This window comes from Microcoleus sp. Pol11C2 (assembly GCF_036701505.1).
Classification (GTDB): domain Bacteria; phylum Cyanobacteriota; class Cyanobacteriia; order Cyanobacteriales; family Microcoleaceae; genus Microcoleus.
Genome location: NZ_JAUBQX010000023.1, coordinates 1 through 13,599, shown reverse-complemented (window position 1 = coordinate 13,599; position 13,599 = coordinate 1). Strand labels below are relative to the sequence as shown.

The window sequence follows — 13,599 nt, the reverse complement described above, 5'->3', positions numbered from 1 at the left end:
TTTTTTGACGAGGTCATCTTTCATAAGTCATCAGTCATTAGCTATTAGTCATTAGTGATTAGTCATTAGTGATTAGTCATTTTGGACATGACCAAAGGTATCAAAACCCGGTTTATTTTGTCTCCAGTGCGTAATTACTGAAATTATTAGTCTGTGTACGTGTATTTTTGCATCCGTATTTTTGCGCTGATGTTTATTGGCTGACTAATTGCCAAGAATTACCAAAAAAGTTAACCATAAAAAGCGTATATACACTTATGTGTAAAGTTATTGTAAAGGCACTAGACATTGATACTTATATAATGTAAAAATTAAGTTGTGCATAGGATCAGGTTTGTATCTTCCAGGAAAAATTTATGATAATTACTCACAAAATTGCTGCCTTAACAGCTACATTAACTACTGCTCTGAGTTTGTTGGCAGCACCAGCCATGCCATTTTCGGTAGGGGCAACTAATAACACTGAGACTTTAAAAAATAATTTATTGGGGACTAATACAGCCGGGTTGAGTAATTTCTCTGTTTCAATTAAAGGTAATTCGGCTGCTTTTGGTACTTTCACTAATGACCCCTTCGGTTTGACATCAGGTGTTGTTCTGAGCACTGGTAAAGTCGCCGATATACGGGGTAAGAATCGGAAAGATAACTTCACGACCACAAAGCTCAGCGATTTAAGCACAGACTTTGGACCTGAAGGTGAAGAGGGGGATTTGACTCAGCTAAACCTCAGCTTTTTTGCTAATAGCACGGTCGAAAAGTTAGTTTTTCAATATGTATTTGCTTCTGAGGAGTTTCCTGAATTCGGCAATTCTGAATTTAATGACGATTTTGAACTACTGTTGAACGGCACTAATTTGGCAAAATTGAGCGACGGAAAAACAGTTACGATTAATAATCTTGTTCCCGATCCATATAATCGCTCTACATATCACTCAGACTATATTGACAACCCAAGTTTGACAGGTATTGCTGCTAACATCGTTAAGCTCGACGGTTTTACTAAAATTTTAGGTTTTGAGGGTTTGCTCAAGCAAAATCAGACGAATGTTCTCAGCATTCGCATTAAAGATGTGGGCGATGGCAAGTTAGATTCTGCTGTATTTATTAAAGGCGGTTCTGTGGAGGCGGTTCAAGCTGAGCCGGTTCCCGAACCGATGACTGTGGGGGGTTTGATGGCGGGAGGCGCTATGCTGGCTGCTGGACGAAAGTTACGCAATCGCCGTGGCGGAAATAATTAATAACGGAAGGAAGTTCGGCAACGGATTATGTAACGGATGTAACGGATAAAAGGAAGAAGGAAGAAGGAAGAAGGGAAGAAGGGAAGAAGGAAGAAGAAAGTTCGGCAACGGATTATGTAACGGATAAAAGGAAGAAGGAAGAAGGAAGAAGGGAAGAAGGGAGAAGGAAGAAGGAAAAAACAGAACAGGAAGCATTTTGGCGGTTGCTGTAATATGAATCTCGATTAGCCGTGTTGGAGACAGAAACGGGGTTTGATGAATGAAAAGACCTCGTTGCAGTTATGGAACCGCGTAAAAAAACTCGGTTTGTGCGATCGCGATCGCGTAATATCATGTCAAGTAATTTAACCCTTATGGGTACGCAGCGAGGAATGCAAGTCCTCATACAATTCTGACGACTAATGCCCTCACTACGAACCAATTTTATGGCGGTTTTTCTAGCGGACACAATATAAGTTTTTATCCCAAATTCGCAAAGTGCGGATTTTTTTGTATTTGGAGTTGCAGCAAATATTGCGGGTAAAACCCGCGTCTACAACCACTCACTAAAAACTAAATAATTTAGCTATGAACAGTACCGTCGGGTAAGATTGTACCTGTTAATGTAGTCCGGGTAAGTTTGACCATAACTCGATCGCCGTAACCGATTTTCGCTCCTGTTAAGTCAGCACCGCTCAAGTCAGCACCGCTCAAATCGGCTCCGATTAAGTTGCTTTCTCTCAAGTTGGCATTGATCAAACAAGCTCCTAACAAATTGGCCCTGAACAAGTTTGCTTGATGCAAATTCGCGCCTGTGAGATTGACGTTGTGTAGAAAAGCATCACTTAAGTCGGCTTCACTCAGGTTTGCATTGCTCAAGTTTCTTCCTGAAAAATCCTTTTCTTTTAAGGAAGCTCCTTTGAAGTTGGAACCGCTTAAATCGGGAGCTTGCGGCCCAGCTTGGCGGTAAGACTGAGATGGCGGCGGCTGCGATTGGTAGCGGGACGCCTCTGAATACGGACCTGCAGGGTTTCCCCCATAGTTTCCTGGATAATTTCCAGGATATTTTCCTGAAGAGGGTTCAGAAGAGTAGCGGGGTTCTTTAGGGTTGGCCGGTGGTGGCTGGGTGTTTTGGTGCTGGGTGTTTGGATACTGAGTATTTCTGTACTGAGTGTTTTGGTACTGAGCGTTTTGGTACTGAGTATTGGGTTGCTGATTGTTTTGGTACTGAGTATTGGGTTGCTGAGTGTTTTGGTACTGAGTATTGGGTTGCTGAGTATTGGGTTGCTGGGTAGTTTGTTGCTGAGTGTTTCTGTACTGAGTATTTTGTTGCTGGGTAGTTTGTTGCTGGGTATTTTGTTGCTGAGTGTTTCTGTACTGAGCGTTTTGTTGCTGGGTATTTTGTTGCTGGGTATTTTGTTGCTGAGTGTTTCTGTACTGAGCGTTTTGTTGCTGGGTAGTTTGTTGCTGAGTGTTTCTGTACTGAGCGTTTTGTTGCTGGGTAGTTTGTTGCTGGGTGTGTTTGTGCTGGGTGCTTTGTTGCTGGGTGTGTTTGTGCTGAGTATGTTTGTGCTGAACGTTCTGATTCTGACCTCTTGGTTGAATCGATCGCAATTGTTCGCGAGCTTGATTAATTTCCTTAATCTTTTCTTCAGCTTTCTGTAGTAGTCTGGGATTGTCTTTGGGGATGCGATCGGGGTGCCAAATGAACGCTAAATCCTTGTAGGCTTGGCTAATTTCTTCTCTGGAAGCTCCCGGCAACAGTCCCAGCACTTTATAGTATTGGTCGAGGTCGTTCATTGTACCACCTTTCGCTTTAAGAAATTAGGAATTAAAAATTAAGATCGGAGCAAAAGCCGTTCTCAAAGCTTGCTTGTCCGATCGTACATTAGATGAACAATAACTCAGCTAAGCCGCTGCTGGCAAAAATTCTCGAATTCGCTGCAAGTATGTTGCGGCATCCTCCAGCATCGGAAAGTGAGCCGTATTCGGAATTATAACAAATTCTACTTTTTTGCTGAGAGAGGCTGCTTGCTCTCCCATGACGGCGGGGATAATTTGGTCGAATTCTCCGGCCACAAGCAGTGTGGGAACACTCAGCCGCGCAAATTCTTGGGGCATTTCCTCGGCTGCTCTTTTGCTGACGGCCGTCACCATTGTACCTATAGCAGCTTGCTCGTCTGCCATTAAAAAATCCTTGAGAAACGCCAGACTTACCTCTGTGGGCAGGGAACGGCGCAAAAACCGGGCCATAAATAGCCGATCGGCAAAAGGGATCGATGCCAGCCAAGAAGGTCTAAATTTTACCACATAGCCACCGAATTTGTGAAAAGTTGTAAAAGATTTTTCATCGTATTCAAAAATCCCGCTGCAAGTGAGAATTGCTTTTTCTACTTTTTCGGGGTAAAGGTTGAGAAATAAAGTAGCAATTGAAGCCCCTGTGGAGTGAGCATTGAGAAAGACGCGGCTTAAATTCAAAGCTTCTAATAATTCAGCTAAGTCCCGGGCGTAGGTTTCGAGTTCGTAGCTGGACTCAGGAGGCTCTTTCGGCAAAGGCGATCGACCAAAACCTCTCATATCGTAGAGCAAACAATCAAAATCATCAGCAATAGCCCGGGCCGTGCTTTCCCAGTAGCGCGCCGAGCCCGCCCAGCCGTGCAGAAATACCATCACGGGTTTCCCGCTAGGTTGGGCCGTGTTATCTGCCGTTATCCACTCGTAATAATGTTCTACACCGCGAATTGAAATGAAAGACATGATATTGATTTGGGATTCTTAGATTTTAGATTTTAGATTTTAACTCATAATTGTTCAGTAAATACCCAAATTCCCGACTTTTTTAAAAAGTCAGGAATCTCAAAACTACATCCCTCAAAAAAATCTGCGTTAATCTGCGTCAATCTGCCCACATCTGCGGTCAAAAATCACCCACATAAAAACTAATCATAAATCTTAAGCAGCAGAAGCAGCCAGCCAAAATAAACCATCTACCAAAAGCGTGCTTAACACAGCGCCACTGAAAGCGCGCCAGTGCAGTTCTCGATCGCGCAAACTCAGCAAACCGACTGTTAGCAGCACAGCGATTAAAACTAGAGCGCAACCTATGCCCCAAGGAGTTTCAATTTGACCGATCGCACTTTGAAAAATCGGCATAGCTAATTCCGGTTCCGCGTGCATCACTTGCCGCCAGTAGGGCATCAACCCAGTTAAATAAAAATATAAATCAGTAATCGCAGTACCCAAGAGCGAACCTAAATAAAAATAGCCGCCCACTTTTCCCCAAGATTTGCCCAAGCACCAAATAGCAAAAGGCAAGCCAATTGATTCTATAGGTAGATGTAAAATTGGTTCCCATCTAAACCAGCCCCAATAGATAGAACCTGCCAGCCAACATCCGGCAAATCCTAATAATAAATCTCCCCAAAGTTGGGTTTTGGGGCGGAAAATTAGAATTAAACTCAGAACGAACCAGGGGATAGTTGACAGCAAACTGATGGTTGGATATAAACGCACTAACGGTGCTTGCACGAATACTGGAATTGAGACTAAAAATGCTGAGGCACCAAATATCAACCACTGTTTGATGCTGTTTGTTGTGGCTGAAGTGACAGAATTGTCGAGGCGGGCGATGGTGGCAATAGGTGCGATCGCGGATGATACTAAATTAAGATTAAACAACTGATTGGACTCCGTATTGTTTCAATAGGTGGACTAAAAATTTTGCTGCGGTTGTGGGTGCGACAGTCTCAACGCCGGCGGCGGTTTGGCTGAGGTGCCAGCCTTTTGCCGTTTGGGGAGCTCGCCATAAATCCAAATGTTCGATCGCGGGATCTGCATAAAAGCTTTCTCCACCGCCACCGAGAATTGCTGAACTCCAGTGCGTAAAGCGATCGTGGCTGATGCGGTGGATGGGAAAATTGCCCCCCAGAGGTACTCCCCAACCGTCTAAGGCAAAAAATGCCCCGACTTTGCCGCCGAGTTGCTGCCACATCCAAGCCGCCCCGATCGCCCCGGCTACTCCTGCCGAAAAGCTGACAAATACTAGACTTTCTCCTGCTAACTCTTCCCTGCACAAAAAGTGCAATATGTCAAGAGCTGAAAAAGGCGGATATTTATGAGCGGGAAAAATCTTGACACGATCGACTATTTGCTGGTTTTGGCGATCGGCTGCCAGTCCCCAAAGCCCCGAAAGTCCCGCCAGGAAACAGTCGGTTAGCTTTGGTTCGTGGACTCCGGGGCAAATTACCAGTCTCATAGTTCGTCAAGAAAGTTAATATAGTTCGCAACATAACTTTATCATATGCCTACTATATCATATACTACCCCTGGGGATAGGGTGTTAAACTTATAATAGAGTCAAGTTTGAAGAGTATCCCCCCAAGTTAAAAGCTGGGAACGCTCCAAACCGCATTAATCTGAGGCAAGGTCAGGGAGTCTTAAGAAAACATAAAACTTATCCCCCCCAGCCCCATTCCCTGTCAAGCTTAGCAAAGCCTGATTCTAGTTTTAAGCAGTTCTGTATTTAGATTTAACTTTTCTGGCGGCGTCGAAGCCGACCCCACAAAAGCTTAAAGAAACAGGATTGTGAAAATTAGAGGCCTGCCAGCTTAGCTGGCGTACGAATTTCGGGTCAGGGTCAAAAAACCGACTTAGGACTGATGCTCATCAATCCGGTTTCTAGGATAAATAAGAGGTTTGACCAGGAAGTATGGGCGCAGAAACCGGGAATCAGCCCCGCGCACGCCAGTCGTGCGATCGCAAAAAATGAAAAATCTCAGATTCACCCTTCATCCTGCCTGGATCTCTTAGAATAAATAAAATTGAGGAATACAAAGTGGTTGCTTCTCCAGAAAAAATCGATTTCAAAACATCTGCAGCACCCGCAAGTAACGATCGGGTTGCTGTATTGCTGATGGGTTACGGCGAAGTCGAAAGCTACGACGATTTTGCCAACTACAACGAACAAGCTTTAAATTTGCTTACGGCAAAGTTTGCGCCAGTACCGCTTTGGATTTATCCGCCGCTGGCCAAGATTTTAGCAATCTTTGACTTGCACGAGTGGAGTCACCAACACGGTCAATTCGTTTCGCCGCACAATGCTATTTTTGAACAGCAGCGCGCCGGGATTGAAAAGAATTTACAGGAAAAATGGGGCGATAAAGTAAAAGTGTTCAAAGCTTTTAACTTTTGCGCGCCGTTTTTGCCGGAACAAGTAATTCCGCAAATTAAAGCAGAAGGATTTGACAAAATTCTGATTTACCCGCTGTTGGTTGTTGATTCTGTTTTCACCAGCGGCATTGCAGTCGAACAGGTGAATAAAGCTTTAGCACAAACCTTTGATGGTAAGGAACATTGGGTAAAAGGACAGCGCTACATTCCTTCTTTTTACGATGAACCTGCTTACATCGATTTGATGGCGCGTTTGGTTGAAGAGGAAATTAAGAACGATTTAGCTGTAGCGCATTTGCCTTCTCAGATTGGGATTGTGCTGATGAATCACGGTTGTCCGCACAAGGCGAAGGGCTTTACTTCAGGAATTGTGGAAAGTCAAGCTTTGTACGATCGCGTGCGTGAACGTTTGATGTATCGCTATCCTTTGATTTCGGTGGGTTGGCTGAATCACGACACGCCGCTGATTGAGTGGACGCAGCCGGATGCGACTTTGGCTGCGAAGAATTTGATTGATTTGGGCGCAACTGCGATCGTGTTTATGCCGATCGGATTTGCGACAGAAAATCACGAAACATTGTTAGATGTTGACCACATTATTGAGTCTTTGCAGAAACAGCGTCAAGGAGTTACTTACCGCAAATTACCTTGCGTAAATGACCATCCAGAGTTTCTGAAAATGGCGGCCGAGTGGGCAAATCCGCAGATTGAAGCGTTGTTGAGTGAGACTGCGGTTGCTGTTAATCCGAGTTTGGCTTCCACACACCGCGAACACAGCCATTCTCACGGCGATCATGGTCATTCTCATGGCGATCACGGTCATTCTCACGGGCACGGGCATTCTCATGGTGAACATGGTCATTCTCATGGCGGGCACGGCCATTCTCACGGGCACGAGCACAGTCATTAATTAGTTGAGTTAAAAAGTCGATCGCCCTTTGCTTGTTTTAGAGAAGGGGCGATCGACTTTTTTATTGAGGGAGCGATCGCAATTTTAGAAAAAAGTATGAAGAAAAAAGTTCCCCACTTTGTTAAAAGCCAGGTATTACCAACCGTTGTTTATTGCTGGAATGTTGGAGGAAGAATACCGGATTTAAATCAACCTCATTGGTCTGTTGATATAGACTCTAATCCTTATAGGATATACTGTGAATATATGGCTAATGTTGCCAAATCGTCTCGTGGCTTTACTTATGATGAAGCAGAAAAATGGTTATCTGAAACTTTGATTAAATTAGACTTAAATCGATTTGCTAAATGATTAATTTCGATTAATAAATCAGGTTTCTGAAAACAAAACTGCCAAAAACTGCACAGTTATCGACATCAGACTTATTAAAGACCCTACAATCATTGGATATACTGTTATTCCTGGATGCGGAAAAGCATGGTAAATTCCCCTCATACTCACCACATTGTCTGAATAGTGGTTAACGCTTGAATTTTCGCGTCGCGGGTGACTAAGGGAAGACTCAATGATAAAGCAGTAGCGGCAATAATTCTGTCTGGCATATCAGGCACCATATCGCGGGGAATCTGACGCAGAGTTTGTGCTGTTATTAAATCCAGAGAGGCTATTTCTAACCCAGTCCCCGAATCAGATAAAGCATTAATTAACTGCCGAAAAGCCTCTTCGGGCAATCGATACCTTTCCACTAGATAGCCTATTTCTACCACAGAAATCGCCGATACATAAATTGGAGAGTTTTCTGCTAATGCTGCATCCAAAGCATTCATTGCGGCTGGCGATAATCGAGCAGTCTCCCGCAAATACCAGATAATTGTATGAGTGTCGGCGACAACGGCTGTCATTAAATATCCTCTCTTGGAAAATCTTTCCACATTTCTTTTCTAGCTTGGGCAATATCTTCTTCCGTGATATTGATATCTAAATTAGCCCACATTCATTTGACGCTTTTTAGTGGTTGTTTAAGAAGAGTTTTTTGTTGAAGAAATTCAGCAAAATCTAAAACTTCTTGCTGCCGTTCCGGGGGCAATGCTCGCAACTTATCTAAAACTGCTTGCTCTAAATTCATCGTTTATTTTCCTCCGTAATTACTCCAAAATAATCGTCACGTCTTTGCTGGGAAAATCTAAAAAATGTTTTTTCAACCTGACTATTTTTTATTTAACCGTAATTTACTGGCATCCGAGTACCCTCTGCTTTTAGTATATAACCAATTTATTCTGAAAAGTACCATCCATAGCGTTCATATTCGTCGCCTCCGAAATCTAGGATAACATCACTGTTTAACCTGAGATTTGGCATCATTGTCAATAAGCCTTTGATGGGTGTCCTAGAAGCCCACCGCACAATAACATTTAACTATCGTGGAACAGGCCGGAAAGCCTGCTTTTGAGAATAGTTTAAAATGTGGGTTTAACTAGACATACTCTTCATTTGAGCAGAATCCTTAAGCTACAGACTATACTAATTGATTTGCGATCGCCCCAACAAACTTATCAATCTCCGCCTCAGTGGTAAAATAGTGAACGCAAGCCCGCACACAATCAGGATTAAGAATAGTCCTTACCATAATTCCCTGTTTTTCCAACAAATCGACCAGCTTTTTGTGCGGCATCCCATTAGTTAATCGAAACGAAACCAAACCAGCTTCCGGCGCAGATGTCCGCAAACATTCCACATCGGGAAGTTCAGACAAACGCTCCCAGAGATACTTACTCAAACGGCAAATTTCTGCATACCTTTCCTCGATCGTACCCCATTCATGTTGCAGGGCGATGGCACTCCGCAAACCCCCATACAAAGGATAAGCCGAAGTCGCAATTTCATAGCGCTGCGATCCAGACTTCCAGCCAAGGACTTTAGCATTAGCATCCGTCACAATTCCCCGCCAACCGATAAACACCGGATGCAAATCTGCCAAAGCTTCAGCACTCACATAAAGCCCCCCCAAACCCTCCGGGCCACACCACCATTTATGACCCGTAAAAGCATAAAAGTCAACCCCGGATTCAATCAAATTTAAAGGCAAAACCCCCACAGATTGAGCCGCATCAACTAATACTTTAGCTCCTGTTTGATGACACACTTTCACAATCTCAGCCAGAGGCAAAACTTGGCCAGTATTCCACAAAATGTGACTGATAACCAACAAGCGAGTATTTGGCCGCAAACTATTAGCAATCACCGCCACCGGATCGCCTTCATTCAAAGTAGCCGCCAACGGACAAATCGAAACCTCAATGTTGAAACGGCGCTGAAGTTCCATTACACTAGCTACAATGCCGGGGTGTTCGCAATCAGAAAGCAGCAAATGGTCGCCTGCTTTCCAGTCAATGCCCCACAGCGCAATATTGCAGCCGACGGTGACATCTTCAGTTAGGGCGATGGTTTCAGGAGGTACCGTCAACTCAGATGCGATCGCACGTCGCGTCAGCATCGCCTCCTGAACCACCCAAGCCCCCACCTCCCCCGAAAACGGCCCTCCAAGCTGCACCCGTTTGTAAGCCTCATAAATCGCCTCTAAAGCAGGCTCAGGCAGCGGCCCTTGTCCGCCGTAGTTAAAATAAGCTTTATTGGCCAAAGCAGGGAATTTTTGCCGGTGATTGTCCTTTGTCATTTTTTTTGGGTAATTATTGATAGCGTTAATATTGAATAACTAATGCTGTGAATTTTATACCTTTTGCCTGATACTCTATGCCTTGCGAATACTAAATGTTAATAACTGACAAACTGCTACTTTCCTATCAGCGATGCCATCTCCGAGCATTTTTAGACACTTGCGGAGACTGGAAACAACTAGATCCCCCCAGCGACTTTTTGCTGAAACTGATGCGCGACAGCGCGGCATACCAGCAGCAAGCTTTGGAACACGAGACTTACCAACAACCATATTATCCTAGAGGTGATTGGGAAGCTGGCGCGGCCGCTACATTGAGTTTAATGCAGCAAGGGGTCGATCGCATTTACCGAGGAGTTCTGATCCAGGGCGAATTCGGCCAAACCAACGGCGCAACAACTTCTATGGTAGGAATTGACAGTCAATATTTCCCCGAATTTGGCGAAATCCCCGAAACTCCCGTTCATCTTTCATCCTCCAATCTTTCCTCTTCAAACATTACCCTAATCAGCCGCCCCCATTTATTAATCAAACAGCCGGGACAATCAAAATTTGGCGATTGGAGTTATATTACTGCGGATATTTGGCTTAGCAAGCGACCAAAACAAGAGTATCAAATTATCGCAGCTTTTCACGCCCAAGTTTTAGCTTCCGTACAGGAAACAATGCCCGATACTGCGTGGCTGATGCTGCGAAAAAAAGGGCTGTGGGCGGTGAATCTCGACCAGCGAACTCCTCAGATGTTCGAGATTTTAGACAACTGCATTCAGATGATAGAAAATCGGGATAAACCAGAGGTTTTCATTTCCCGGCAAAAGTGCAATCTTTGCGGTTGGTATACTATCTGTCACGCAGAAGCCGAATCTATTAAACATCTTTCCTTATTGCCGGGAGTTACTGCCAGCCGCTATGCTAGACTAAAAACTCTCGAAATTACTGATGTAGAACCTCTCGCTAATGCTAGTTCCCAACTGCTAGCTGAGTATCCAGAATTCCCCGACAGAGTTGCCTTTGATGTAGTGCAGCAAGCTAAATCGCACTTGCTAAATCAACCACTGTTGCGGGAAGAAGGAAGAGGGAAGAAGGAAGAAGGAAGAAGGGAAGACGAAGAGGAAGGAAGAGGGGAAGAGGCAGAAGTTAATCAATTTATAATAATACCCGAAGTGGTTGAGAAGAGTTTAGCAAAAGTTAATCTTGTTCAGGAAAAGACTACAGAAAATAAACCTTCCATATCTTCTCTACCTGCACCAATTCTCCGCAAGAAACCAATTCCCTATTCCCAATCTGTCTTTTTGCCGATCGCCCCAATCGAACTCTACTTTGACATTGAAGCGGAACCCGAGTTAAACCTAGATTACCTCCACGGAGTCTTAGTTGTTGACAGATCCAACAATACGGAAAAATTTCACGGCTTTTTAGCAGAATCAGCAGCAGAGGAAGGTGCAATCTGGGAGCAGTTTTTAGAATTAATGTGGACTTATCCCATTGCTCCAATTTTCCATTTTTGCGACTACGAAGTCAAGACTTTTAAGCGGCTGGCTAAACTTTACAATACTCCAGCTTATTTGTGGAAACCAGTGCTGAAACGGTTTGTAGATATTCACAAACAAGTGACGCAAAAAGCGATTATGCCGGTGGAAAGCTACGCACTCAAACCAATTGCCCGCTGGCTGGGTTTTGACTGGCGAGATGCTAAGGCTAATGGTGCTCAGTGCGTCTGCTGGTACGACGATTGGCTTAAAACCGGTGATCGATCGCTCTTGGAGGCGATCGTCCGCTACAATGAGGACGACTGTCGTGCTACTTATGTGGTTAAAGATTGGTTGACCAATTTTTTGCTAAATCATGAGCCGTGATTTTCTGATTTAATGAACCGCTTTCGTCGCGGCGCGAAGAAAGAGAAGAGGAAGATAGGTAATAATGTATTTATTGGTAAAATGCGAAAGCTAGGAAAAGCAACTATATTTATTGTCTGTTTTTTGATGGCAGCAAGTGTTGCTATTTGGGTAAACCAGTCAGCCAAATCTTTCGCTGTTACGAAAATAGATTTTATCGGCAGAGCAATATTTCCTACAGGTTCTCCGTTTCAGGGGACGGAAATTGGCGGAATTTCGGGCATTAGTTATGATGCCGAGAAACAAGTTTATTATGCCATTTCTGATGACCGCAGCAGCAAGGCTCCGGCGCGCTTCTATACTCTCAAAATCAACTTGCAATCTGGTAAACTGCAAAAAGAGCAAATTACTTTTACTGGTGTCACTACTTTATTAGATGAAAACGGCAAAGCTTTTCGTGAATTAAGTTTAGATACGGAAGCGATAGCTTTTACTGGCAATAGCGTGTTTGTTTCTTCTGAGGGAGATGTCGATCGCCAAATAAATCCTTTTATCAAAGAGTTCTCCCTCGATGGTAAACTGCTGAAAACGCTGGCAATTCCCGAACTATTTTTGCCCGACGACAAAGGCACTAAAGGCATCCGCAACAATCTATCATTTGAAAGTTTAACTTTAACGCCCGATCGCAAATACCTATTTACAGCTACCGAAAATGCCTTGGTTCAAGATGGCGCCGTAGCTTCCCTGGAAACCGGGAGCCCGTGCCGGATTTTGCGCTACGATGCGGTGAGCGGCAATCCAGAAGCATCGTTTCTCTACATCACCGAACCGCTACCCGCTGGTGCGAATCCTGTGGGAAAATTAACTAGCAACGGTTTAGTGGATTTGTTGGCGATCGACGATAACCGCTTGCTGAGTTTAGAGCGTGCTTTTTCCCTGGAAACCGGCACAACTATCAGAATTTTTGAGATTTCTCTGGAAAAGGGCGATCGTATTGAAGGACTCGAAAGCCTCAAAAGCCGTCTCAGCGAGGTTTCTCCCGCTCAAAAACGCCTGCTGCTGGATTTGGAAACGCTGAAAATTCCCCTAGACAACATTGAGGGGTTGACATTTGGCCCCGCCCTAGCGGATGCTAGCAGAGGTCTGATTTTGGTGAGCGACAACAACTTCAGTCCCCTGCAAGAGACTCAAATTTTGGGCTTCCAAATAAAAGTTCAAAAAACCTCTTGACAAAAGGTGAAGTGATAGGCATAATAGAAATTGTGCCTGAAAAAACGGCAAAACGAGGGACAGTAGTTCAATTGGTTAGAGCACCGCCCTGTCACGGCGGAAGTTGCGGGTTCGAGCCCCGTCTGTCCCGTTCAAAAGAGAAAATGTTCAGATTGCTGAAAAAAGCTATCGCAATTTCTTATAGATTATAAATCGATGGTTAGTTGAACATTTCACTACTCAATAAATGGGTAGAGATACGGAAGTCTCTGGATATCATCTCTAATCAGGTGACATCTGGAGACTTTCCGTATGTCATCCGCTTACAGAAACAGCCTTGGACGCTTCAAAACCAAAGCAACGGGATTTTTTGCCGTTGACGCGGGCTGTAACGAATTATTCTCGCAAAAAAACCCGGTTTCTGGCCGCCCGGGAGTCCACTACTAAGAAAGAGTTGCGGAAACTTGATGTTATATTTTAGTTGTTGGTATATGAATTATCTAAATTTTAGCTATAGCAATCCTAAATGATTTTCTATATTTATAAACAATCCTAAATAATTTTCTGTGTGTAAGTATATTGACG

At 44.1% G+C, this 13,599-nt stretch carries 12 protein-coding genes and 1 tRNA gene; 6 read left to right on the top strand and 7 right to left on the bottom strand.

Annotated features, from left to right (window positions below; genetic code table 11):
• Positions 1-356 precede the first annotated feature (356 nt).
• Positions 357-1,238, top strand: coding sequence for a choice-of-anchor L family PEP-CTERM protein (locus QUA42_RS15015; RefSeq protein ID WP_333137972.1), 882 nt, complete (start codon positions 357-359; stop codon positions 1,236-1,238).
• Between the two features lie 561 nt (positions 1,239-1,799).
• On the opposite strand, the gene QUA42_RS15010 is transcribed toward QUA42_RS15015, so the two are convergent.
• The 4 genes from QUA42_RS15010 to QUA42_RS14995 all read right to left on the bottom strand — a co-directional run bounded on the left by QUA42_RS15010 (position 1,800) and on the right by QUA42_RS14995 (position 5,472).
• The gene (locus QUA42_RS15010; protein WP_333137971.1) at positions 1,800-3,017 is read right to left on the bottom strand and encodes a pentapeptide repeat-containing protein; all 1,218 of its coding nucleotides are present in this window, start codon (positions 3,015-3,017) and stop codon (positions 1,800-1,802) included.
• A gap of 108 nt (positions 3,018-3,125) precedes the next feature.
• Entirely contained in the window at positions 3,126-3,974 is an 849-nt protein-coding gene (locus QUA42_RS15005) for an alpha/beta hydrolase (protein ID WP_333137970.1), read from the bottom strand.
• Positions 3,975-4,169: 195 nt separating this feature from the next.
• Positions 4,170-4,895 carry a DUF3120 domain-containing protein gene (locus QUA42_RS15000; RefSeq protein ID WP_333137969.1) on the bottom strand — a complete coding sequence of 242 codons (726 nt, stop codon included), beginning with the start codon at positions 4,893-4,895 and terminating at the stop codon, positions 4,170-4,172.
• A complete protein-coding gene (locus QUA42_RS14995) occupies positions 4,888-5,472 on the bottom strand; it encodes a hypothetical protein (protein ID WP_333137968.1) in 585 nt (194 codons plus the stop codon). Before QUA42_RS14995 ends, QUA42_RS15000 begins: the two co-directional genes overlap by 8 nt.
• Positions 5,473-6,051: 579 nt before the next feature.
• On the opposite strand from QUA42_RS14995, the gene QUA42_RS14990 reads away from it, so the two are divergent.
• Together QUA42_RS14990 and QUA42_RS14985 are read left to right on the top strand one after the other, a co-directional pair.
• Entirely contained in the window at positions 6,052-7,296 is a 1,245-nt protein-coding gene (locus tag QUA42_RS14990) for a ferrochelatase (RefSeq protein ID WP_333137967.1), read from the top strand.
• 96 nt (positions 7,297-7,392) lie between these two features.
• Positions 7,393-7,647, top strand: coding sequence for a hypothetical protein (locus QUA42_RS14985; RefSeq protein WP_333137966.1), 255 nt, complete (start codon positions 7,393-7,395; stop codon positions 7,645-7,647).
• Between the two features lie 146 nt (positions 7,648-7,793).
• On the opposite strand, the gene QUA42_RS14980 is transcribed toward QUA42_RS14985, so the two are convergent.
• The 3 genes from QUA42_RS14980 to QUA42_RS14970 form a co-directional block, all read right to left on the bottom strand.
• Positions 7,794-8,198, bottom strand: a complete 405-nt coding sequence (locus QUA42_RS14980; protein ID WP_333137965.1) for a type II toxin-antitoxin system VapC family toxin — start codon at positions 8,196-8,198, stop codon at positions 7,794-7,796.
• 92 nt (positions 8,199-8,290) lie between these two features.
• Positions 8,291-8,422 carry a DUF2281 domain-containing protein gene (locus QUA42_RS14975; protein ID WP_333137964.1) on the bottom strand — a complete coding sequence of 44 codons (132 nt, stop codon included), beginning with the start codon at positions 8,420-8,422 and terminating at the stop codon, positions 8,291-8,293.
• 390 nt (positions 8,423-8,812) lie between these two features.
• The gene (locus QUA42_RS14970) at positions 8,813-9,970 is read right to left on the bottom strand and encodes an aminotransferase class V-fold PLP-dependent enzyme (RefSeq protein WP_333137963.1); all 1,158 of its coding nucleotides are present in this window, start codon (positions 9,968-9,970) and stop codon (positions 8,813-8,815) included.
• Between the two features lie 95 nt (positions 9,971-10,065).
• On the opposite strand from QUA42_RS14970, the gene QUA42_RS14965 reads away from it, so the two are divergent.
• The 3 genes from QUA42_RS14965 (at position 10,066) to QUA42_RS14955 (ending at position 13,165) form a co-directional block, all read left to right on the top strand.
• A complete protein-coding gene (locus tag QUA42_RS14965; RefSeq protein ID WP_333137962.1) occupies positions 10,066-11,826 on the top strand; it encodes a TM0106 family RecB-like putative nuclease in 1,761 nt (586 codons plus the stop codon).
• 12 nt (positions 11,827-11,838) lie between these two features.
• Complete coding sequence (locus QUA42_RS14960) at positions 11,839-13,035, top strand: esterase-like activity of phytase family protein (RefSeq protein WP_333137961.1); 1,197 nt, start codon at positions 11,839-11,841, stop codon at positions 13,033-13,035.
• Between the two features lie 56 nt (positions 13,036-13,091).
• Positions 13,092-13,165, top strand: a tRNA-Asp gene (locus QUA42_RS14955).
• Positions 13,166-13,599 lie beyond the last annotated feature (434 nt).

Coding starts and splice junctions, on each gene's coding strand:
- QUA42_RS15005 (WP_333137970.1), bottom strand. CDS start 3,974: ATGTCTTTCATTTCAATTCGCGGTGTAGAACATTATTACGAGTGGATA.
- QUA42_RS14995 (WP_333137968.1), bottom strand. CDS start 5,472: ATGAGACTGGTAATTTGCCCCGGAGTCCACGAACCAAAGCTAACCGAC.
- QUA42_RS15015 (WP_333137972.1), top strand. CDS start 357: ATGATAATTACTCACAAAATTGCTGCCTTAACAGCTACATTAACTACT.
- QUA42_RS15010 (WP_333137971.1), bottom strand. CDS start 3,017: ATGAACGACCTCGACCAATACTATAAAGTGCTGGGACTGTTGCCGGGA.
- QUA42_RS14980 (WP_333137965.1), bottom strand. CDS start 8,198: ATGACAGCCGTTGTCGCCGACACTCATACAATTATCTGGTATTTGCGG.
- QUA42_RS14985 (WP_333137966.1), top strand. CDS start 7,393: ATGAAGAAAAAAGTTCCCCACTTTGTTAAAAGCCAGGTATTACCAACC.
- QUA42_RS14970 (WP_333137963.1), bottom strand. CDS start 9,970: ATGACAAAGGACAATCACCGGCAAAAATTCCCTGCTTTGGCCAATAAA.
- QUA42_RS14975 (WP_333137964.1), bottom strand. CDS start 8,422: ATGAATTTAGAGCAAGCAGTTTTAGATAAGTTGCGAGCATTGCCCCCG.
- QUA42_RS14965 (WP_333137962.1), top strand. CDS start 10,066: ATGTTAATAACTGACAAACTGCTACTTTCCTATCAGCGATGCCATCTC.
- QUA42_RS14960 (WP_333137961.1), top strand. CDS start 11,839: ATGAACCGCTTTCGTCGCGGCGCGAAGAAAGAGAAGAGGAAGATAGGT.